Origin of the sequence: Citrobacter sp. wls708 (assembly GCF_005281255.1) — a bacterium.
GTDB lineage: Bacteria > Pseudomonadota > Gammaproteobacteria > Enterobacterales > Enterobacteriaceae > Citrobacter > Citrobacter werkmanii.
This window is the reverse complement of the sequence record NZ_SZXE01000015.1, coordinates 894,275-914,088: the sequence shown is the minus strand read 5'-3', so window position 1 is coordinate 914,088 and position 19,814 is coordinate 894,275. Positions and strand designations below refer to the sequence as shown.

Annotated in this window: 17 protein-coding genes; 13 read left to right on the top strand and 4 right to left on the bottom strand. The window is 54.5% G+C overall.

Annotation, left to right across the window (positions count from 1 at the left end):
* Positions 1-10 precede the first annotated feature (10 nt).
* Genes recO through acpS form a run of 3 tightly spaced genes read left to right on the top strand, consistent with a single transcriptional unit; the run spans position 11 to position 1,862 of the window.
* Positions 11-739, top strand: coding sequence for a DNA repair protein RecO (recO, locus tag FDW97_RS09575; protein WP_038642700.1), 729 nt, complete (start codon positions 11-13; stop codon positions 737-739).
* A gap of 11 nt (positions 740-750) precedes the next feature.
* Positions 751-1,482 carry a pyridoxine 5'-phosphate synthase gene (gene pdxJ / locus FDW97_RS09570; RefSeq protein ID WP_003838383.1) on the top strand — a complete coding sequence of 244 codons (732 nt, stop codon included), beginning with the start codon at positions 751-753 and terminating at the stop codon, positions 1,480-1,482.
* The gene (acpS, locus tag FDW97_RS09565) at positions 1,482-1,862 is read left to right on the top strand and encodes a holo-ACP synthase (protein WP_038642698.1); all 381 of its coding nucleotides are present in this window, start codon (positions 1,482-1,484) and stop codon (positions 1,860-1,862) included. The genes pdxJ and acpS overlap by 1 nt, the downstream gene beginning before the upstream one ends.
* On the opposite strand, the gene FDW97_RS09560 is transcribed toward acpS, so the two are convergent.
* Positions 1,859-2,119 (bottom strand): YfhL family 4Fe-4S dicluster ferredoxin, encoded by a 261-nt coding sequence (locus FDW97_RS09560; RefSeq protein WP_038642696.1) that lies wholly within the window; start codon positions 2,117-2,119, stop codon positions 1,859-1,861. The genes acpS and FDW97_RS09560 overlap by 4 nt on opposite strands.
* A gap of 55 nt (positions 2,120-2,174) precedes the next feature.
* Complete coding sequence (locus FDW97_RS09555) at positions 2,175-3,023, bottom strand: MurR/RpiR family transcriptional regulator (protein WP_085049300.1); 849 nt, start codon at positions 3,021-3,023, stop codon at positions 2,175-2,177.
* 117 nt (positions 3,024-3,140) lie between these two features.
* On the opposite strand from FDW97_RS09555, the gene murQ reads away from it, so the two are divergent.
* The 4 genes from murQ to tadA are packed head-to-tail and all read left to right on the top strand — an operon-like array spanning position 3,141 to position 6,602.
* Positions 3,141-4,034 (top strand): N-acetylmuramic acid 6-phosphate etherase, encoded by an 894-nt coding sequence (murQ, locus tag FDW97_RS09550; RefSeq protein ID WP_085049329.1) that lies wholly within the window; start codon positions 3,141-3,143, stop codon positions 4,032-4,034.
* Between the two features lie 9 nt (positions 4,035-4,043).
* Positions 4,044-5,408, top strand: coding sequence for a PTS transporter subunit EIIC (locus FDW97_RS09545; RefSeq protein ID WP_085049301.1), 1,365 nt, complete (start codon positions 4,044-4,046; stop codon positions 5,406-5,408).
* 3 nt (positions 5,409-5,411) lie between these two features.
* Positions 5,412-6,047, top strand: coding sequence for a phosphatidylglycerophosphatase C (gene yfhb, locus FDW97_RS09540; protein WP_137350958.1), 636 nt, complete (start codon positions 5,412-5,414; stop codon positions 6,045-6,047).
* Positions 6,048-6,104: 57 nt separating this feature from the next.
* Entirely contained in the window at positions 6,105-6,602 is a 498-nt protein-coding gene (gene tadA / locus FDW97_RS09535; protein WP_038642688.1) for a tRNA adenosine(34) deaminase TadA, read from the top strand.
* Between the two features lie 40 nt (positions 6,603-6,642).
* On the opposite strand, the gene mltF is transcribed toward tadA, so the two are convergent.
* A complete protein-coding gene (gene mltF, locus FDW97_RS09530; protein ID WP_137347036.1) occupies positions 6,643-8,193 on the bottom strand; it encodes a membrane-bound lytic murein transglycosylase MltF in 1,551 nt (516 codons plus the stop codon).
* A 257-nt stretch (positions 8,194-8,450) separates the two neighbouring features.
* Here mltF and purL point away from each other — a divergent pair, with 257 nt between their 5' ends.
* The 5 genes from purL (at position 8,451) to glnB (ending at position 16,867) form a co-directional block, all read left to right on the top strand.
* On the top strand, positions 8,451-12,338 hold the full coding sequence (purL, locus tag FDW97_RS09520) for a phosphoribosylformylglycinamidine synthase (protein ID WP_137350957.1): 3,888 nt from the start codon (positions 8,451-8,453) through the stop codon (positions 12,336-12,338).
* A 599-nt stretch (positions 12,339-12,937) separates the two neighbouring features.
* A complete protein-coding gene (gene qseE, locus FDW97_RS09515; RefSeq protein ID WP_137350969.1) occupies positions 12,938-14,368 on the top strand; it encodes a two component system sensor histidine kinase QseE/GlrK in 1,431 nt (476 codons plus the stop codon).
* Between the two features lie 22 nt (positions 14,369-14,390).
* Positions 14,391-15,134 carry a two-component system QseEF-associated lipoprotein QseG gene (gene qseG, locus FDW97_RS09510; RefSeq protein WP_085049306.1) on the top strand — a complete coding sequence of 248 codons (744 nt, stop codon included), beginning with the start codon at positions 14,391-14,393 and terminating at the stop codon, positions 15,132-15,134.
* Positions 15,134-16,468 (top strand): two-component system response regulator GlrR, encoded by a 1,335-nt coding sequence (gene glrR / locus FDW97_RS09505; protein ID WP_304441077.1) that lies wholly within the window; start codon positions 15,134-15,136, stop codon positions 16,466-16,468. Before qseG ends, glrR begins: the two co-directional genes overlap by 1 nt.
* A 60-nt stretch (positions 16,469-16,528) precedes the next feature.
* Complete coding sequence (gene glnB / locus FDW97_RS09500; RefSeq protein WP_000717694.1) at positions 16,529-16,867, top strand: nitrogen regulatory protein P-II; 339 nt, start codon at positions 16,529-16,531, stop codon at positions 16,865-16,867.
* A 101-nt stretch (positions 16,868-16,968) separates the two neighbouring features.
* Here glnB and hmpA read toward each other — a convergent pair whose 3' ends face one another.
* Entirely contained in the window at positions 16,969-18,159 is a 1,191-nt protein-coding gene (gene hmpA, locus FDW97_RS09495) for an NO-inducible flavohemoprotein (protein ID WP_069324438.1), read from the bottom strand.
* 326 nt (positions 18,160-18,485) lie between these two features.
* Here hmpA and glyA point away from each other — a divergent pair, with 326 nt between their 5' ends.
* A complete protein-coding gene (glyA, locus tag FDW97_RS09490; protein WP_032939458.1) occupies positions 18,486-19,739 on the top strand; it encodes a serine hydroxymethyltransferase in 1,254 nt (417 codons plus the stop codon).
* Positions 19,740-19,814: the final 75 nt, after the last annotated feature.

Genomic DNA, 19,814 nt, shown 5'->3' with positions numbered 1-19,814 from the left:
AATAACCCCGATGGAGGGCTGGCAACGCGCTTTTGTCCTGCACAGCCGCCCGTGGAGCGAAACCAGCCTCGTACTGGACGTCTTCACGGAAGAATCGGGCCGCGTGCGCCTTGTAGCCAAAGGCGCGCGTTCCAAACGTTCCAATCTTAAAGGCGCCCTCCAGCCTTTTACGCCGTTACTGCTTCGCTTTGGTGGACGTGGTGAGGTCAAAACCTTGCGTAGCGCCGAAGCCGTCTCTTTGGCACTCCCTCTAAGCGGTATTACGTTGTATAGCGGTCTGTATATCAACGAGCTTATCTCACGCGTGCTTGAATACGAGACCCGCTTTTCTGAACTCTTTTTCGACTACCTGAACTGTATTCAGGCGCTGGCAGGCGCGACGGGTTCGCCAGAGCCTGCCTTGCGTCGCTTTGAACTGGCTTTACTCGGTCATCTGGGTTATGGCGTGGATTTTACCCACTGCGCGGGTAGCGGTGAGCCGGTAGATGACACCATGACCTATCGCTATCGGGAAGAGAAAGGATTTATCGCAAGTGTAGTGATTGATAACGCCACCTTTACCGGACGCCATCTGAAAGCGCTTGAGTCGCGTGAATTTCCGGATGCTGATACGCTTCGCGCTGCGAAACGCTTTACCCGCATGGCGTTAAAGCCGTATCTTGGTGGTAAGCCGTTAAAAAGCCGGGAACTGTTCCGGCAATTTATGCCAAAACGCGCAGTAAAAATTAAAAATGATTAACGAGGATTGTCATGGCTGAATTACTGTTAGGCGTCAACATTGACCACATTGCCACTTTACGTAATGCACGCGGCACCGCATACCCGGACCCGGTTCAGGCGGCGTTTATCGTTGAACAGGCGGGCGCAGACGGCATTACCGTACATCTGCGTGAAGACCGTCGCCATATTACCGACAGAGACGTGCGTATTCTGCGCCAGACGCTGGATACCCGTATGAATCTGGAAATGGCGGTAACCGAAGAGATGCTGGCCATTGCCGTTGAGACGAAGCCGCATTTTTGCTGCCTGGTGCCGGAAAAACGCCAGGAAGTTACCACCGAAGGTGGTCTGGACGTCGCCGGTCAACGCGACAAAATGCGCGACGCCTGTAAACGCCTGGCGGATGCTGGCATTCTGGTTTCGCTGTTCATCGATGCCGACGAAGAACAGATTAAAGCCGCTGCTGAAGTTGGCGCGCCGTTTATTGAAATTCACACCGGCTGTTACGCTGATGCGAAAACTGACGCGGAACAGGCCAGCGAACTGGCGCGTATCGCCAAAGCGGCGACCTTTGCCGCAAGCCTTGGCCTGAAGGTGAATGCGGGTCACGGCCTGACGTACCACAACGTTAAAGCCATCGCGCGGATCCCTGAAATGCACGAACTGAACATCGGTCATGCCATTATCGGACGCGCAGTGATGAGCGGTCTGAAAGACGCGGTAGTAGAAATGAAACGCCTGATGCTGGAAGCGCGTGGCTAATGGCGATTTTGGGATTAGGTACGGATATCGTGGAGATTGCCCGCATTGAAGCGGTGATCTCCCGCTCCGGTGACCGTCTGGCAAGACGCGTGCTCAGCGACAACGAATGGGCAATCTGGGAGACGCATCAGCAGCCGGTGCGTTTTCTGGCGAAGCGTTTTGCGGTTAAAGAAGCGGCAGCAAAAGCCTTTGGTACGGGTATCCGCAACGGCCTGGCATTCAACCAGTTTGAGGTTTTCAACGACGAGCTCGGTAAGCCGCGTCTGCGGTTATGGGGGGAGGCGTTAAACCTGGCGGAAAAACTCGGCGTCGCCCATATGCATGTGACGCTGGCCGATGAACGTCACTACGCCTGCGCCACGGTGATTATTGAGAGTTAGATTTTGTCCGCGTGATGCATCTGGACGAATTTATCCCACAACTGCTCTTCACTCTCTAAATGTGCCGGATCTTTCAAAATAGTATTGGGGATCGGGCACACCTTCTGGCAGGTTGGCGTGTCGTAATGGCCTACGCATTCCGTACATTTGTCGCTGTTAATCTCGTAAATGCTGTCACCCATCGAAATCGCCTCATTCGGGCATTCAGGTTCGCACATATCGCAATTGATACACTTTTTAGTGATTAACAGGGCCATCAGGAAACTCTCAAAACATCACAAATCGGGCGGGCATTATACGCGCATTCTTTGCTCAGACCAGTTTTTTTACCAGCGCTTCGCTGTGACGAATGCGTTCCGGGGCATGCTCCAGATCCTGCTGCACCAGCGCCATAAACAGTAAATCGGTGAGCATCATTTGCGCGTGGGTGGAGGAGATCGCGGCGCTGCGCGTAGCCTGTTCCTCGGCAATCGTATACAGACAATGACTTGCACGTTGCTGCAGGGCATTGGGCGTAAATCCGGTGATGGCGAGAATTTTGGCCCCGGTACGCAGCGTTTCATCTGCCGCCAGATTAAGTTCGCGGCGCTCACCGGTGTACGAAATAGCCAGCAACAAATCGCCTGGTGAAAGCGCCTGCACCGTCGCCAGCAGGGCGTGCATATCACGTTCGACTACCGCGTTAAAACCTATCTTCAACAGCTTCCAGGCAAAGTTCTGCGCGACCAGACCCGATGCGCCAATACCGGTCAGAATAATACGTCGGGCAGAGCGCAACATCGTGACGCTCTCCAACAGTTTTTCTTCGCTGTTAATATCCAGCGTTGCATGCATCGCCGCCACGTTCTCCTGAATCAGCTTTTCGCCCACCAGACGCATCGGGTCATCACCCCGAATCTGGTTATGCACCGGAACAGAATGGGGGTTGGGATTACTGGCCAGCGCTTCGCTAATCGCCAGTTTCAGTGCCGGAAATCCTTTAAAACCCAATTTTTGCGCGAACTTCACCACGCTGGACTGGCTGACGCCCGCTTCGAAGGCCAACTGCTGTGAGCTGAGATGACGCGCGGTATCTGGTTGAGCAAGGAGATAATCCGCAAGTTTTTTATCGCTTTGCGCGAGATCCGGGTAACGCTGACGAATGCGAATTAAACAGTTCATGCTGTCTCCTGGCGAAAACGTGATGGCGATTACAAAACAAAATTTCCCTCGCCTGGATGAATATAATATTCCATTATGACAGATTATTATGAATTAAAAATTCCTAAGGACCAAAAAATGAATCTCGGTGCATTAGTTTCAGAAACCCGTAACCCTCAGACCATGGATCTTGATGCGCTCTCCACGCTGGAGTTGGTTCATCGTTTTAATCAACAGGATACGCTGGTAGCACAAGCAGTAAAAGCCACTCTTCCTGAAGTTGCGCGAGCGGTCGATGCGGCGGCGGATGCGCTTAAAGCGGGCGGACGCATTATATACATGGGCGCGGGTACCAGCGGGCGTCTTGGCGTGCTGGATGCCTCTGAATGCCCACCGACTTTTGGCGTACCGCACGGTCTGGTGGTTGGCCTGATAGCCGGAGGACCGGGCGCGTTGCTGAAGGCGGTTGAAGGCGCGGAAGATAACCCGCAGTTAGGTGAAGACGATCTGCGTACGCTCAACCTTACCCCAGAGGATCTGGTGGTTGGTCTGGCGGCGTCAGGTCGTACGCCATATGTGATTGGTGGGCTGAAATATGCCCGGACGGTAGGCTGTACGACGGTGGCAATTTCCTGCAATCCGGACTCTCCTATTGCTCATGAAGCGGATATTGCCATCTCCCCTGTGGTAGGGCCGGAGGCCCTGACGGGGTCAACACGACTGAAATCCGGCACTGCGCAAAAACTGGTGCTCAATATGATCTCCACCGGTGCGATGGTGAAGTTTGGCAAGGTGTATCAGAACCTGATGGTGGATATGCAGGCAACCAACGTCAAACTGGTCGATCGGGCGTGTCGCATGGTGGTTGAGGCCACTGGCATTGCGCGTGAGCAGGCGCAAGCGCTGTTAAAGCAGACTGACTTTGAGGTTAAACCCGCCATTTTAATGGCGCTCACCGGCCTGGACGCCGCTGCCGCCCGCGAAAAGCTTGCCGCTCACCAGGGTTTTTTACGCGCGGCGTTAGAACACTAAGAGGTGTATATGGATAAGACGGCGGTGCTGGCCAGCGACATTCTGCTGGGCGTTGGCGGAGAGAAAAATATTCTGCGCCTGGAAAACTGTATGACCCGTGTCAGGGTGGAAGTCCGGGATGAGGCTCAGCTCGATGTATCCCGACTCAAGCAACTGTCCGGCGTCAGCGGCTACGTGAAGCAGGGCGCGCAGCACCAGATCATCGTCGGTCCCGGTAAAGCCGCCAGGGTGGTGGATGCGATGCGCGCCCTGATTGCCGATGGCGGCGAGCGCACCGATGCGCATGATATCGAGCGCACGAAGTCAGCGGCTAAAGCGAAATACAAAGCGCCGATGAGCGATGCGCTGCGTAAGCTGGCGAACGTCTTTATCCCTCTTATTCCGGCGTTTATCGCCTCCGGTTTAATTACCGGCATTATTAACATCCTTAAGCGACCGGATATCGTCGGGGATTTTGCGACCCACTATCCGAATTTACTTGGACTGATGGGCATATTTGGCAGCGCCGTGTTTGCCATTATGAATATTCTGGTCGGGGTGAATACCGCTAAAGTCTTTGGCGGTTCTCTGGCGATGGGCGGAGTGATGGCGGGGATCCTCTCCAGTCCGCAATTGGCGCAAATTACCCTGTTTGGCGAAACGCTGCAGCCGGGGCGCGGCGGGGTAATCGCCGTGCTGTTGGTGGTAGCGTTGATGTGCTGGATCGAACGCAAATTCCGTGAACTGCTGCCGGAATCACTGGAACTGATCCTTAACCCACTGCTGACCACCATTATTACCGGGGCTATTGCGATAGTGGCGCTGCAACCGTTGGGCGGTTGGATTTCCGAATCTATCGCTCACGGCGCATCCTGGGCTATCGATCGCGGCGGTTTTCTGGTCGGCGCTATACTGGCGGGAACCTTCCTGCCGCTGGTGCTCACCGGACTTCATCAGGGGTTAGTGCCTATCCACGTCGAACTGGTGCAGGCGCATGGTTATAACGCGCTCTTCCCAATCCTTGCAATGGCGGGTGTTGGGCAAATCGGTGCTGCGATTGCGGTGCTGATGAAAACCCGCAACGCACGACTAAAAAAGGTGATCAAAGGGGCGTTGCCGGTTGGATTGTTGGGGATTGGCGAACCGCTGATTTTTGGCGTTACGCTGCCGTTGGGTAAGCCGTTTATCGGTGCCTGTCTTGGCGGAGCGGTAGGCGGGGCGCTGATAAGCTACTGGAAAGTGGCGACGGTTATCACCTTTGGTATCTCAGGATTACCTCTGGCATTAACGATTGTTGCCGGAAAAGTGATGTTCTATCTGTTAGGCTATCTGGTAGCAGTTATTGCCGGGTTTCTGTTTACCTGGCTATTGGGGTTCAACGATCCAGAGGAATAAAGTTTGACCAATCACCAGCGCCGCGTTGTCTTTTTTGATTTGGATGGCACGTTACATCAGCAGGATATGTTCGGGAGTTTTATACGTTATCTGCTGCGTCGTCAGCCGCTGAACGTGCTGCTTGTGCTGCCTCTGTTACCGGTGATTGCGCTGGCGTTGTTGATAAAAGGACGCGCGGCCCGCTGGCCAATGAGCCTGCTGTTGTGGGGATGCACTTTTGGTCGTAGCGAGGCGCGTCTGAAAGCGCACCAGGCCGATTTTGTACGTTGGTTTCGCGATAACGTGACGGCGTTTCCGCTCGTACAGCAGCGGCTGACCACTTATCTGTTAAGTTCTGACGCCGACATCTGGCTTATCACCGGCTCCCCACAGTCGCTGGTGGAGCTGGTTTACTTTGATACCCCGTGGCTACCGCGCGTCAATCTGATCGCCAGTAAAATGGCGCGAGGATATGGTGGCTGGGTGCTGCCTCTGCGTTGTCTGGGGCATGAGAAAGTGACACAGCTGGAACGTCAGATTGGCGCGCCGCTGCAACTTTATAGTGGTTATAGCGACAGTAAGCAGGACAACCCGCTGCTCTCTTTTTGCCAGCATCGCTGGCGCGTCACGCCGCGTGGGGAACTGCAACAACTCGAATAGAGTAAACGATAGCGTCTGTGTATAATGCGCCCGCTTTGATTACTGGAGTTACCCCCTTTGTCTGAAGTTGAATTTAGCCACGAATACTGGATGCGTCATGCTTTAACGCTGGCTAAGCGCGCCTGGGATGAGCGTGAAGTCCCGGTGGGCGCAGTATTAGTGCATAATAACCGCGTCATTGGCGAAGGCTGGAACCGGCCGATTGGTCACCATGATCCCACGGCCCACGCTGAAATTATGGCGCTGCGTCAGGGCGGCCTGGTGCTGCAAAATTACCGTCTGTTGGATGCCACGTTGTACGTCACGCTGGAGCCGTGCGTGATGTGCGCCGGCGCGATGGTGCACAGCCGTATCGGCCGGGTGGTTTTTGGCGCGCGCGATGCGAAAACGGGGGCGGCGGGTTCATTAATTGACGTGCTACATCACCCTGGAATGAATCATCGGGTTGAAGTGACAGAGGGAGTCCTGCGGGATGAATGTGCCACGCTGCTCAGCGATTTCTTTCGTATGCGTCGTCAGGAAATCAAAGCCCTGAAAAAATCCGCCAATGCGTAAATGCTGGTCTGATTGTCTGATGTTTATCAGGCCGATAAGACTACTTTTCCTCTTTCTTTTGCGCTGAAAACAGCAGGGAAGGGGAGTGCGTCAGGTAGTTTGACGACGTCTGAGACAGAAACGCGGAAAGCGGGAATTTCTCTTTACCTAATAACTCCGCGGGCGACACCGCCGGGTAATCCTGCGCCAGTTGCTGCGTTTCCTGCGCCTGCTTTTCTTTTTCTTGCAGATATCCCACCAGGCTTATCTGGTATTTACGGATATTTTCCACATAGGCGTAGGCTTCATGACCACGCGCATAGCCATAGGTCAGCTTGTTGTAATACGGCTTTTGGCTGAGCAGCGGTAGCCGCTGTTTTACATCGGACCAGCTATTCGGATTGCCTTTGGTTTTGACCGTCAGCGCCCGCGCGTCCAGCATATGCGCATAACCCATATTGTAGGCGGCAAGCGCAAACCAGATCCGTTCTCCTTCCGGGACGGTATCCGGCACTTTACTCATCATATCCTGCAAATAACGCGCGCCGCCGCTGATGCTCTGTTCGGCATCGGTACGGTCAGTCAGCCCGAGACTCTGGGCGGTATTTTTGGTCAACATCATCAGTCCGCGTACGCCGGTCGGAGAAGTGGCCTGCGCGTCCCAGTGCGACTCCTGATAAGAGATCGCGGCAAGCAGTCGCCAGTCTATTTCCTGCGCATACTTCTCAAACAGCGGCTTGAGGTCTGGCAACACGCTGTCTACGGCGCGCAAAAAGGTGCGGGTGTCGACATAGTCAAAATCATCGCCATGCCCAAGATATTTCTCTTCCAGTCTTGCCAGGGAACCCTCTTCGTTCATGGAATTAAAGAAATCCAACAGGGCAGCGGCCAGCGTATTGTCATCGTCCAGACGACTAAACCAGGTCACCGGCTGTTCGTCGGAGACGTCCAGCGCGACGGCCAGCTCAGGGTGTACGCGTTGGTACAGGCTGATGGCGACGGAATCGGCAATGGTGTAATCCAGCTTACCGGCGATGACATCATCAAGTAGTTCAGTGGTGCCCTTTTTGTCATCCACTTTCCAGCTCAGGTCGGGAAATTTTTTCTCTTTTAGCTGCTGGAGATCGTTAACCACCACATGTCCCGGGGCGATAGTCAACTGATTTTCATTCACGCTAGCCAGGGTTCGAGGGCGATATTGCCCAACCCGATACACCAACTGTTGTGACACCGAGTAATAGGTCGGGCCGGGCTGGTAATTTTTCACCCGCTCGCTGTTATACACCAGACCTGCGGCTAACAGATCGGCATCCCCGTTATCCAGGTCGTCAAACAGCTGGCTGATGTTCTGGCGCACGGTGATTTTTAATTTCACGCCTAAATAGTTGGCGAACGCCTGGGCCAGTTCATAATCCAGACCGAATTTTTTGCCGTTGAGGGTCGCATAAGTTAATGGCGAGTCAATGGTACTGACGCGCAGTTCTCCCCGCGACTGAATGGCGGCGATACGATTTTCGGCTTTACCGAACCAGGGAATAGATGGCCAGAGGGCCGCTGCCAACAACAGCGTTAATATGCCGATGAACAGATAATTAATCTTTAATTTTTTCAATTAGTTAATTCTCTGAACCGTACGTTGTCTCTGCCTGCTGTAGTGTTGTTTAAGAAGTGAAGTCGTCATTAATGAGCGGCATTTTGCTTAAACTTGCGTCAGTTGGCAACTTATTCAGAAAGCAGACCGCATTTGATGATAAGACGAGGCCGCGATTTTATTTCGACGCAAACGGTTTCGTCGACGCGGTAGATTCTTTATAATACCGCCCGTTTCCCCCACTTGGGCACACCGAAAGCTTAGAAGACGAGAGACTTATGATGGAAATTCTGCGTGGTTCACCTGCACTGTCTGCATTCCGTATTAACAAACTGCTGGCACGTTTTCAGGCTGCCAACCTCCAGGTCCACAATATTTACGCCGAGTACGTCCATTTTGCCGATCTGAACGCACCGTTGAATAAAGATGAGCACGTGCAGCTTGCACGCCTGCTGAAATATGGTCCTGCTCTTCACAGCCACGCTCCTGAGGGCAAATTACTGCTGGTCACCCCTCGTCCGGGCACCATCTCCCCGTGGTCTTCTAAAGCGACTGATATTGCCCACAATTGCGGCCTACAACAGATTAGCCGTCTGGAACGTGGCGTTGCTTACTATGTCGAAGCGTCTACGCTGACTGCGGAGCAGTGGCAGGAGGTTGCCGACGTACTGCACGACCGCATGATGGAAACGGTTTTCTCTGCGCTAAACGATGCCGAAAAACTCTTTGCGCATCACCAGCCTGCGCCGGTCTCCAGCGTCGATCTGCTGGGTGAGGGCCGTCAGGCGCTGATTGACGCCAACGTGCGTCTCGGCCTGGCATTGGCGGAGGATGAAATCGACTATCTGCAGGACGCGTTCAGCAAACTGGGGCGCAACCCGAACGACATCGAACTGTACATGTTCGCGCAGGCCAACTCTGAGCACTGTCGCCACAAGATTTTTAACGCCGACTGGGTTATCGACGGTAAACAGCAGCCGAAGTCGCTGTTTAAGATGATCAAAAATACCTTTGAAACCACGCCGGACCACGTGCTGTCCGCCTATAAAGACAACGCCGCGGTGATGGAAGGTTCTGACGTGGGGCGCTACTTTGCCGACCACAAAACCGGTCGCTACGATTTCCATCAGGAGCCAGCCCATATCCTGATGAAGGTAGAAACTCACAACCACCCGACCGCCATCTCTCCGTGGCCGGGGGCGGCAACCGGATCCGGCGGTGAAATTCGTGATGAAGGCGCCACCGGGCGCGGCGCGAAGCCGAAAGCCGGGCTGGTGGGCTTCTCCGTTTCCAACCTGCGTATTCCGGGCTTTGAACAGCCATGGGAAGAAGACTTTGGTAAGCCGGACCGTATCGTTACCGCGCTGGATATCATGACCGAAGGGCCATTAGGCGGCGCGGCGTTTAATAATGAATTTGGTCGCCCGGCGCTGACCGGCTACTTCCGAACTTACGAAGAGAAGGTTAACAGCCACAACGGTGAAGAGCTGCGCGGCTACCACAAGCCGATCATGCTGGCGGGCGGGATCGGCAACATCCGCGCCGATCACGTGCAGAAAGGCGAGATCGTCGTCGGCGCGAAGCTGATTGTCCTCGGCGGTCCGGCGATGAACATCGGCCTCGGCGGTGGCGCTGCATCCTCTATGGCTTCCGGTCAGTCTGATGCCGATCTCGACTTCGCCTCCGTACAACGCGATAACCCGGAAATGGAACGCCGCTGTCAGGAAGTTATCGACCGCTGCTGGCAGATGGGCGATGCCAACCCGATTCTGTTTATTCACGACGTCGGCGCGGGCGGTCTGTCCAACGCCATGCCGGAGCTGGTAAGCGATGGCGGTCGCGGCGGTAAATTCCAGTTGCGCGATATCCTGAGCGACGAGCCGGGTATGAGCCCGCTGGAAATCTGGTGTAACGAATCTCAGGAACGTTACGTGCTGGCGGTGGCCGCTGACCAGTTGCCGTTGTTTGACGAGCTGTGTAAGCGTGAGCGCGCGCCGTACGCGGTGATTGGCGAAGCCACCGAAGAGCAGCATCTGACCCTGAGCGACAGCCACTTCGACAACCAGCCGATCGATATGCCGCTGGACGTGTTGCTGGGCAAAACGCCGAAGATGACCCGCGACGTGCAGACGCTGAAAGCGAAGGGTGATGCCCTGAATCGTGGCGAAATCTCGATTGCCGATGCGGTGAACCGCGTACTGCATCTGCCGACCGTCGCGGAAAAAACCTTCCTCGTAACCATCGGCGACCGTACCGTTACCGGTATGGTGGCGCGTGACCAGATGGTCGGGCCGTGGCAGATCCCGGTGGCTAACTGTGCGGTGACCACCGCCAGTCTTGATAGCTACTATGGTGAAGCGATGTCTATCGGCGAACGTGCGCCAGTCGCTCTGCTGGACTTCGCCGCTTCTGCCCGTCTGGCGGTAGGTGAAGCGCTGACTAACATTGCGGCAACACAGATTGGCGACATCAAACGCATTAAACTCTCCGCAAACTGGATGGCGGCTGCGGGTCACCCGGGTGAAGATGCCGGGTTATACGAAGCGGTAAAAGCCGTCGGGGAAGAATTATGTCCGGCGCTTGGCCTGACCATTCCGGTGGGTAAAGACTCCATGTCGATGAAGACCCGCTGGCAGGAAGGCAACGAACAGCGCGAAATGACCTCGCCGTTGTCACTGGTGATCACCGCTTTTGCCCGCGTGGAAGACGTGCGCCACACCATTACTCCGCAGCTCTCTACTGAAGATAATGCCCTGCTGTTAATTGACCTTGGTCTGGGCCACAACGCACTCGGCGCGACCGCGCTGGCGCAGGTTTACCGCCAATTGGGCGACAAACCGGCCGACGTACGTGATGTGGCGCAGTTGAAAGGCTTCTACGACGCCATGCAGGCGCTGGTCGCACAGCGCAAGCTGCTGGCTTACCACGATCGCTCCGACGGCGGCTTGCTGGTGACGCTGGCGGAAATGGCTTTCACCGGGCACTGTGGTATTGAGGCTGATATCAGCACGCTGGGCGACGATCGTCTGGCAGCGCTGTTTAACGAAGAACTGGGCGCGGTGATCCAGGTTCGCGCCGCTGACCGTGACGCGGTGGAAGCCATTCTGGCGGCCAACGGTCTGGCAGACAGCGTACACTACCTCGGCAAAGCCGTGGAAGGCGACCGCTTCACTCTCTCCGCTAACGGACAGTCGGTGTTCAGCGAAAGCCGTACTACCCTACGTATGTGGTGGGCAGAAACCACCTGGCAGATGCAGCGTCTGCGCGACAACCCGGAGTGCGCCGATCAGGAACACGACGCTAAAACCAACGACGCCGATCCTGGCCTCAACGTTAAACTGACGTTCGATATCAACGAAGATGTTGCTGCCCCGTACATCGCTACCGGCGCACGTCCTAAAGTCGCTGTACTGCGTGAGCAGGGCGTTAACTCCCACGTCGAGATGGCGGCCGCTTTCCATCGTGCGGGCTTCGATGCTATCGACGTGCACATGAGCGATCTGCTGGGCGGACGTATCGGTCTGGGGAATTTCCAGGCGCTGGTAGCCTGTGGCGGCTTCTCTTACGGTGATGTGCTCGGCGCCGGGGAGGGCTGGGCGAAGTCGATTCTGTTCAACAACCGCGTCCGTGATGAGTTTGAAACCTTCTTCCATCGCCCGCAAACGCTGGCGCTGGGCGTGTGTAACGGTTGTCAGATGATGTCTAACCTGCGCGAACTGATCCCGGGAAGCGACCTGTGGCCGCGCTTTGTGCGTAACCACTCCGATCGTTTTGAAGCCCGCTTCAGCCTGGTCGAAGTGACGCAAAGCCCGTCTTTACTGCTCTCCGACATGGTTGGTTCGATGATGCCGATTGCCGTTTCTCACGGTGAAGGCCGTGTGGAAGTGCGTGACGACGCGCATTTGGCTCAGCTTGAGAGCAAAGGCCTGGTGGCGCTGCGCTACGTTGATAACTTCGGTAAGGTGACCGAAACCTACCCGGCGAACCCGAACGGTTCGCCGAACGGTATTACTGCCGTTACCACTGAAAATGGTCGCGTCACCATTATGATGCCGCACCCGGAACGTGTGTTCCGCACCGTGGCTAACTCCTGGCACCCGGAAAACTGGGGCGAAGACAGCCCGTGGATGCGTATTTTCCGCAACGCGCGCAAACAGCTCGGTTAATTAGCCCGATAGCCATTAAGCCCCTCCTGCGAGGGGCTTTTTTTTTGCCTGTCTCTTTGTAGGCCGGATAAGGCGTTTACGCCGCCATCCGGCAATAAACTCAGTGCTTATGCCGCAAAATTAAAGTGTCGGGAAATCCCGACATGGGTGGGGTGATGATGTCGTCAAAAAGAGACATTTAATTATATGATTTATAATGGTTTTGTTTTTAAGTGCTACAGCTGTTGCTGATTGGCGACAGAAAGTGCAAAAAACCGGCAGAACCATTTTTTGCATGAACAACGATATTCTTCATATCTATCATTGTGTTAACAAAGCGTTTTGAATATTGGCACAGATGCTGCATAATATTAACCAGTGGCTCATTCACCTTCTTATGTCAGCCCCTTCGGGAAGCGCTACATAAACTTCGAATGACGCACAACAAGGTGCCTGCCGTCCAACATCTGATATTAGCATGGCTCATATCAACCTCCGGGCGAAACGTCGAGTTAGGCACCGCCTTATTCCACAACAAAGCCGGGTTAATCCCGGCTTTGTTGTATCTGGCGTTCCCCTCAGTTAGCATCAAGCTATTCCTGTCCATTGAGAGTAACGCCTTGAAGCGCTGGTCAGTTTTCCCCCGATCTTTACGTCAATTGGTTATGTTGGCCTTCTTGCTGATTCTGCTGCCGTTGTTAGTTCTGGCCTGGCAGGCGTGGCAAAGCCTGAATGCCTTGAGCGCGCAGGCGGCGCTGACCAACCGCACCACGCTGATTGACGCCAGACGCAGTGAGGCGATGACCAACGCCGCGCTGGAGATGGAGCGTAGCTACCGGCAGTATTGTGTGCTTGATGACTCAACGTTGGCAAAGGTCTACCAGAGTCAGCGTAAGCGCTATAGCGACATGCTGGATGCGCATGCGGGCGTGTTGCCGGATACCAAGCTTTATCAGGCGTTACGTCAGGATCTCAACGACCTCGCGCAATTACAGTGCAATAACAGCGGTCCAGATAGCGTAGCGGCAGCCCGGCTGGAAGCGTTCGCGAATGCCAATACCGAGATGGTACAGGCGACGCGCACCGTGGTCTTTTCTCGTGGCCAGCAGCTACAGCAGGAAATTGCTGAACGTGGGCAGTTCTTCGGCTGGCAGGCGCTGGTGCTGTTTCTCGTCAGCCTGGCGATGGTACTGCTGTTCACTCGTATGATTATCGGCCCGGTGAAGGGCATAGAAAGGATGATCAATCGGCTGGGGGAAGGGCGCTCGCTGGGCGACAGCGTATTATTTACCGGGCCGCGTGAGCTGAGGTCTGTCGGTCAGCGCATTATCTGGTTGAGCGAACGTCTTTCCTGGCTTGAGTCGCAACGGCATCAGTTTTTACGTCATCTTTCCCATGAGCTGAAAACGCCGCTGGCGAGCATGCGTGAAGGGACGGAGTTGCTGGCCGATCAGGTTGTTGGACCGCTTACGCCGGAGCAAAAAGAGGTGGTCGGTATTCTGGATGACAGCAGCCGTAACCTGCAAAAGCTGATTGAGCAGCTTCTTGATTACAACCGCAAACTGGCGGATGACGTGGTTGAGCTTGAGAGTGTGGACATCGCGCCGCTGGTTGAAAGCGTTGTTTCTGCACATAGCCTGCCTGCTCGCGGCAAAATGATACATACTGAGGTAGCGCTTGAGGCGAACACCTGCCTGGCGGAACCGATGCTGTTGATGAGCGTGCTGGACAATCTTTATTCCAATGCGGTGCACTATGGCGCTGAATCCGGTAACATTTGGATTCGCAGCAGTTTGCATGGCTCAACGGTATACATCGATATAACGAATACAGGCACACCGATTCCAGAAGCAGAACAGACCATGATCTTCGAGCCTTTTTTCCAGGGTAGCCATCAGCGAAAAGGGGCGGTAAAAGGAAGCGGGTTGGGGCTGAGCATTGCCAGAGATTGCATCCGCCGTATGCGAGGCAAACTGTATCTGGTTGATGACCATGCGCAAAGCGTTTGTTTTCGCATAGAATTGCCCCTATCTGCTGCAAAAAATCACTAAAATAAACCTAAGTCTGGTGAGTATGCCACACGTTGTTTTCCGAATGCTTAAACGACATTTTTTCCGTCGAGTCTTGCTTATGAGCCTGCCGTGTCTGGCGCTGGCCGGGTGTGTGCCGAACGCGGTGAATCATGTTACTGGCGATCCCTCTCAGGAGAAAATCCCGCCTTACCAACTGGCGGACTATCTTGCAACCGAGTGTACGGATATCTGGTCCCTGACGAGCCAGCCTACAGAGACAAACCCACTGTACTGGCTGCGGGCTATGGATTGCGCCAATCGCCTGATGCCGGTACAGGCGCGCAGTGAAGCCAGTATGATGATGCCAGATACCTGGCAGGGGGCTTTCAGACGCGGGATTCTGCTTGATAACGCTAACATTACGCCACCTGAAAGGCGGGAGGCTGTTACGCGCCTCGAGGTATTAAGTCCGCAAATTCCGCCGCAAGTCAGACCGCTGTATCAGGTCTGGCTCAGCAGCCAAACGCTACAACTGCAGCTTGCCGAAGAGCGTATGCGCTACAGTAAACTCCAGCAAACATCGGACAGCGATCTGGACACGCTGCGTCAACAGCAGCAGCATTTGCAGTCCCAGCTCGATCTCACAACCCGTAAGCTGGAGAATCTGACCGATATAGAACGTCAGCTTTCCACGCGCAAACCTGCCGGCAGCTACAATCCTGACGCGCCGCACGGGAATGATAAACTCACCACGCCTGATAACGAGGATGGCACTGCGCCATCTGCCGATGAGGTCACACCATGATAAGCCGTAAGCCCGCACATCTGCTGCTGGTGGATGACGATCCGGGCCTGTTGAAATTGCTCGGTATGCGACTGACCAGCGAAGGTTACAGCGTCGTAACCGCCGAAAGTGGGCAGGAAGGGTTACGGGTGCTGAACCGCGAAAAAGTGGATCTGGTTATCAGCGATCTGCGTATGGATGAAATGGACGGCATGCAGCTGTTTACTGAAATTCAGAAAGTACAACCTGGAATGCCGGTTATCATCCTCACTGCTCACGGTTCCATCCCTGACGCCGTTGCCGCGACGCAGCAAGGGGTATTCAGTTTTCTCACCAAGCCGGTTGATAAAGACGCGTTATACCACGCGATTGATGGCGCATTGGAACAGTCTGCGCCAGCCACTGATGACAGCTGGCGTGAGTCTATCGTCACCCGCAGCCCGCTGATGCTGCGTCTGTTAGAACAGGCGCGGATGGTAGCGCAATCGGATGTGAGCGTATTGATTAACGGTCAAAGCGGAACCGGGAAAGAGGTGTTTGCCCAGGCGATTCATAACGCCAGCCCGCGCAGCCACAAGCCATTCATTGCTATTAACTGCGGCGCGTTACCGGAACAGCTGCTGGAATCCGAACTGTTTGGTCATGCGCGCGGCGCCTTTACCGGTGCGGTAAGCAATCGCGAGGGCCTGTTTCAGGCGGCGGAAGGCGGGACGCTGTTCCTTGATGAGATTGGCGATATGCCCGCGCCGTTACAGGTCAAATTGCTGCGCGTTTTACAGGAACGCAAGGTCAGGCCGCTGGGCAGTAACCGCGATATAGACATTGATGTGCGCATTATATCGGCTACCCACCGCGACCTGCCTAAAGCGATGGCGCGGGGCGAGTTCCGTGAAGATTTGTACTATCGCCTCAACGTGGTTAGTCTGAAGATCCCAGCGCTTGCCGAGCGAACGGAAGATATTCCGCTGCTGGCAAACCACCTGCTGCGACAGTCTGCTGAACGGCACAAACCCTTCGTGCGTGCCTTCTCGACCGATGCCATGAAGCGTTTGATGACCGCCAGTTGGCCGGGCAACGTACGCCAGTTGGTCAACGTGATTGAGCAGTGCGTGGCCTTGACCTCTTCGCCGGTTATCAGCGATGCGCTGGTGGAGCAGGCCCTGGAAGGGGAGAACACCGCGCTGCCGACTTTTGTTGAAGCGCGCAATCAGTTTGAACTTAACTACCTGCGCAAACTATTGCAAATCACAAAAGGCAATGTGACCCACGCGGCGCGAATGGCGGGGCGCAATCGCACCGAGTTCTACAAGTTGCTTTCTCGCCATGAGCTGGATGCAAACGATTTCAAAGAATAAATCTGCGGATTATGTTAGCTTTATTCGATCAAAAGACAGGCGACCTTTTCAAGGAATAGCATGAAAAAGATTGATGCGATTATTAAACCTTTCAAGCTGGACGACGTCCGTGAAGCGCTGGCTGAAGTCGGCATTACCGGTATGACTGTGACAGAAGTGAAAGGGTTTGGCCGTCAGAAAGGCCATACCGAGTTATACCGTGGTGCGGAATACATGGTGGATTTTCTGCCGAAGGTAAAAATTGAAATTGTGGTTCCCGACGACATCGTCGATACCTGCGTTGACACCATTATTCGTACCGCACAGACCGGTAAAATCGGTGACGGTAAGATTTTTGTTTTCGACGTGGCGCGCGTTATTCGTATTCGTACCGGTGAAGAAGACGACGCGGCAATCTAAGCCGCGCCGTTAATTTGTAGGCCTGATAAGCGTAGCGCATCAGGCAGAGTGATTGCCGGATGTCGGCGTAAACGCCTTATCCGGCCTACTCGCGTAATACATTACAATACTTTATGCGGGCCGAAGCATTCGTAATGAATGTTCTCGTTTTTCACGCCCAGACCGACCAGTTGCTTCGCGGCGAACTGCATAAAGCCGACCGGGCCGCACAGATAAAACTGCATCGCCGGATCGCTGATTGCCCCTTCCAGTTTGTTCAGATCCATCAGACCAATGCTATCAAACGCACCTTTCGCGCGATCGGCTTCGTTTGGCTCACGATACCAGGTATGTGCGCTAAAGCGTGGCAGCGTTTTGCCGAGTTCTTTTACTTCATCGGCGAAAGCATGTACATCGCCATTTTCCGCCGCGTGGAACCAGTTAACCTGCGCCGTATGATGAGCTTTCGCCAGCGTATCCAGCATCGCCAGCATCGGCGTTTGGCCCACGCCTGCGGAAATCAGCGACACCGGCGTATCGGTCGCGACGTCCATAAAGAAATCCCCTGCTGGCGCGGCCAGGTGAACTACATCACCGACATTAGCGTGGTTATGTAGCCAGGTTGAAACCTGACCACCGTCCTCGCGCTTCACGGCAATACGGTAGCCTTTGCCATCTGGCTTACGGGTCAGCGAATACTGACGGATTTCCTGATGCGGGAAACCTTCCGGCTTCAGCCAGACGCCCAGGTATTGACCCGGATGGTATTCCGCCACTGCACCGCCATCGACGGGTTCAAACTCAAAGCTGGTAATCGCGCGGCTTTGCGGCGTTTTCGCCACGATACGGAAAGGACGCGTACCTTCCCAACCGCCGGTTTTGCTGGCGTTTTCGCTGTAGATTTGCGCTTCACGGTTAATAAACACGCCCGCCAGCACGCCGTATGCTTTGCCCCACGCATCCAGCACTTCCTGGCCCGGGCTGAACATTTCGTCCAACGTGGCCAGCAGGTGACTTCCTACGATGTTGTACTGCTCTGGTTTAATCTGGAAGCTGGTATGTTTCTGGGCGATTTTCTCAACGGCTGGCAACAGCGCTGGCAGGTTGTCGATGTTGCTGGCATACGCGGCAATGGCGTTAAACAGCGCTTCACGTTGGTCGCCATTGCGCTGGTTACTCATGTTGAAAATTTCTTTCAGCTCTGGGTTATGCGTAAACATGCGATCGTAGAAATGGGCGGTCAGCTTCGGACCTGTTTCAACCAGCAGGGGAATGGTGGCTTTCACTGTAGCGATGGTTTGTGCGTCAAGCATACGGTCTTCCTTTATCTGAAACTTTAATGATGTATGTCAAATGCATCTTATAAAAAATACCCCTGCATTGTAAATGGTTCTTTGTAACTTTGCGTTGTAAAGGTTACATCGTGAAAAATCTGCATCACAAACCTGAAAAGAAATCCGTTGAAATTCAGCAGACCTTTGTTCTCCAAAGCCTTGTGTGCCGTGAAGGTAATCGTTTGCGTAAAATCCTTTGTCAAGACCTGTTATCGAAGAATGATTCGGTTATACTGTTGGCCGAAGTCCTGGAAGACTGCCTTTTCAGGCCAAAATTTACTTGTTAGCTGAGTCAGGAGATGCGGATGTTAAAGCGTGAAATGAACATTGCCGATTATGATGCCGAACTGTGGCAGGCTATGGAGCAGGAAAAAGTACGTCAGGAAGAGCACATCGAACTGATCGCCTCCGAAAACTATACCAGCCCGCGTGTAATGCAGGCGCAGGGTTCTCAGCTGACCAACAAATACGCTGAAGGTTATCCGGGCAAGCGCTACTACGGCGGTTGCGAGTACGTTGATATCGTTGAGCAACTGGCTATCGATCGCGCTAAAGAGCTGTTTGGCGCTGACTACGCTAACGTACAGCCGCACTCTGGCTCTCAGGCTAACTTCGCTGTCTACACCGCGCTGCTGCAGCCGGGCGATACCGTGCTGGGTATGAACCTGGCGCAGGGCGGCCACCTGACTCACGGCTCCCCGGTTAACTTCTCCGGCAAACTGTACAACATCATTCCTTACGGCATTGATGAGTCCGGTAAAATTGACTACGAAGACATGGCTAAGCAGGCCAAAGAGCACAAACCGAAAATGATTATCGGTGGCTTCTCTGCCTACTCCGGCGTGGTTGACTGGGCAAAAATGCGTGAAATCGCTGACAGCATCGGCGCATACCTGTTCGTCGACATGGCGCACGTTGCCGGTCTGATTGCCGCCGGCGTTTACCCGAACCCGGTTCCGCACGCTCACGTTGTGACCACCACCACCCACAAAACCCTGGCGGGTCCGCGCGGCGGCCTGATCCTGGCGAAAGGCGGTGATGAAGAGCTGTACAAAAAACTGAACTCCGCCGTGTTCCCAAGCGCGCAGGGCGGCCCGCTGATGCACGTGATTGCGGCGAAAGCCGTGGCGCTGAAAGAAGCGATGGAGCCAGAGTTCAAAGTTTACCAGCAGCAGGTTGCGAAAAACGCCAAAGCGATGGTGGAAGTGTTCCTGAACCGCGGCTACAAAGTGGTTTCCGGTGGGACTGAAAACCACCTGTTCCTGCTGGATCTGGTTGATAAAAACCTGACCGGTAAAGAAGCCGACGCTGCACTGGGTCGTGCTAACATCACCGTCAACAAAAACAGCGTACCGAACGATCCGAAGAGCCCGTTTGTGACTTCCGGTATCCGTATCGGTTCCCCGGCTGTCACTCGTCGCGGCTTTAAAGAAGCGGAAGTGAAAGAACTGGCTGGCTGGATGTGTGATGTTCTGGACAATATCAATGATGAAGCGGTAATTGAGCGCATCAAAGGTAAAGTGCTGGATATCTGCGCGCGCTTCCCGGTTTACGCGTAAGTCATATTGATTGCTGGACCTTATCCGGCCTACAGGTAACTCACCTGTAGGCCGGATAAACGAAGAGACATCCGC

Excerpts from the sequence above, each read along its gene's own strand:
- recO (WP_038642700.1), top strand. The coding sequence starts at position 11 with ATGGAGGGCTGGCAACGCGCTTTTGTCCTGCACAGCCGCCCGTGGAGC.
- pdxJ (WP_003838383.1), top strand. The coding sequence starts at position 751 with ATGGCTGAATTACTGTTAGGCGTCAACATTGACCACATTGCCACTTTA.
- acpS (WP_038642698.1), top strand. The coding sequence starts at position 1,482 with ATGGCGATTTTGGGATTAGGTACGGATATCGTGGAGATTGCCCGCATT.
- FDW97_RS09560 (WP_038642696.1), bottom strand. The coding sequence starts at position 2,119 with ATGGCCCTGTTAATCACTAAAAAGTGTATCAATTGCGATATGTGCGAA.
- FDW97_RS09555 (WP_085049300.1), bottom strand. The coding sequence starts at position 3,023 with ATGAACTGTTTAATTCGCATTCGTCAGCGTTACCCGGATCTCGCGCAA.
- murQ (WP_085049329.1), top strand. The coding sequence starts at position 3,141 with ATGAATCTCGGTGCATTAGTTTCAGAAACCCGTAACCCTCAGACCATG.
- FDW97_RS09545 (WP_085049301.1), top strand. The coding sequence starts at position 4,044 with ATGGATAAGACGGCGGTGCTGGCCAGCGACATTCTGCTGGGCGTTGGC.
- purL (WP_137350957.1), top strand. The coding sequence starts at position 8,451 with ATGATGGAAATTCTGCGTGGTTCACCTGCACTGTCTGCATTCCGTATT.
- qseG (WP_085049306.1), top strand. The coding sequence starts at position 14,391 with ATGCCACACGTTGTTTTCCGAATGCTTAAACGACATTTTTTCCGTCGA.
- glnB (WP_000717694.1), top strand. The coding sequence starts at position 16,529 with ATGAAAAAGATTGATGCGATTATTAAACCTTTCAAGCTGGACGACGTC.
- hmpA (WP_069324438.1), bottom strand. The coding sequence starts at position 18,159 with ATGCTTGACGCACAAACCATCGCTACAGTGAAAGCCACCATTCCCCTG.
- glyA (WP_032939458.1), top strand. The coding sequence starts at position 18,486 with ATGTTAAAGCGTGAAATGAACATTGCCGATTATGATGCCGAACTGTGG.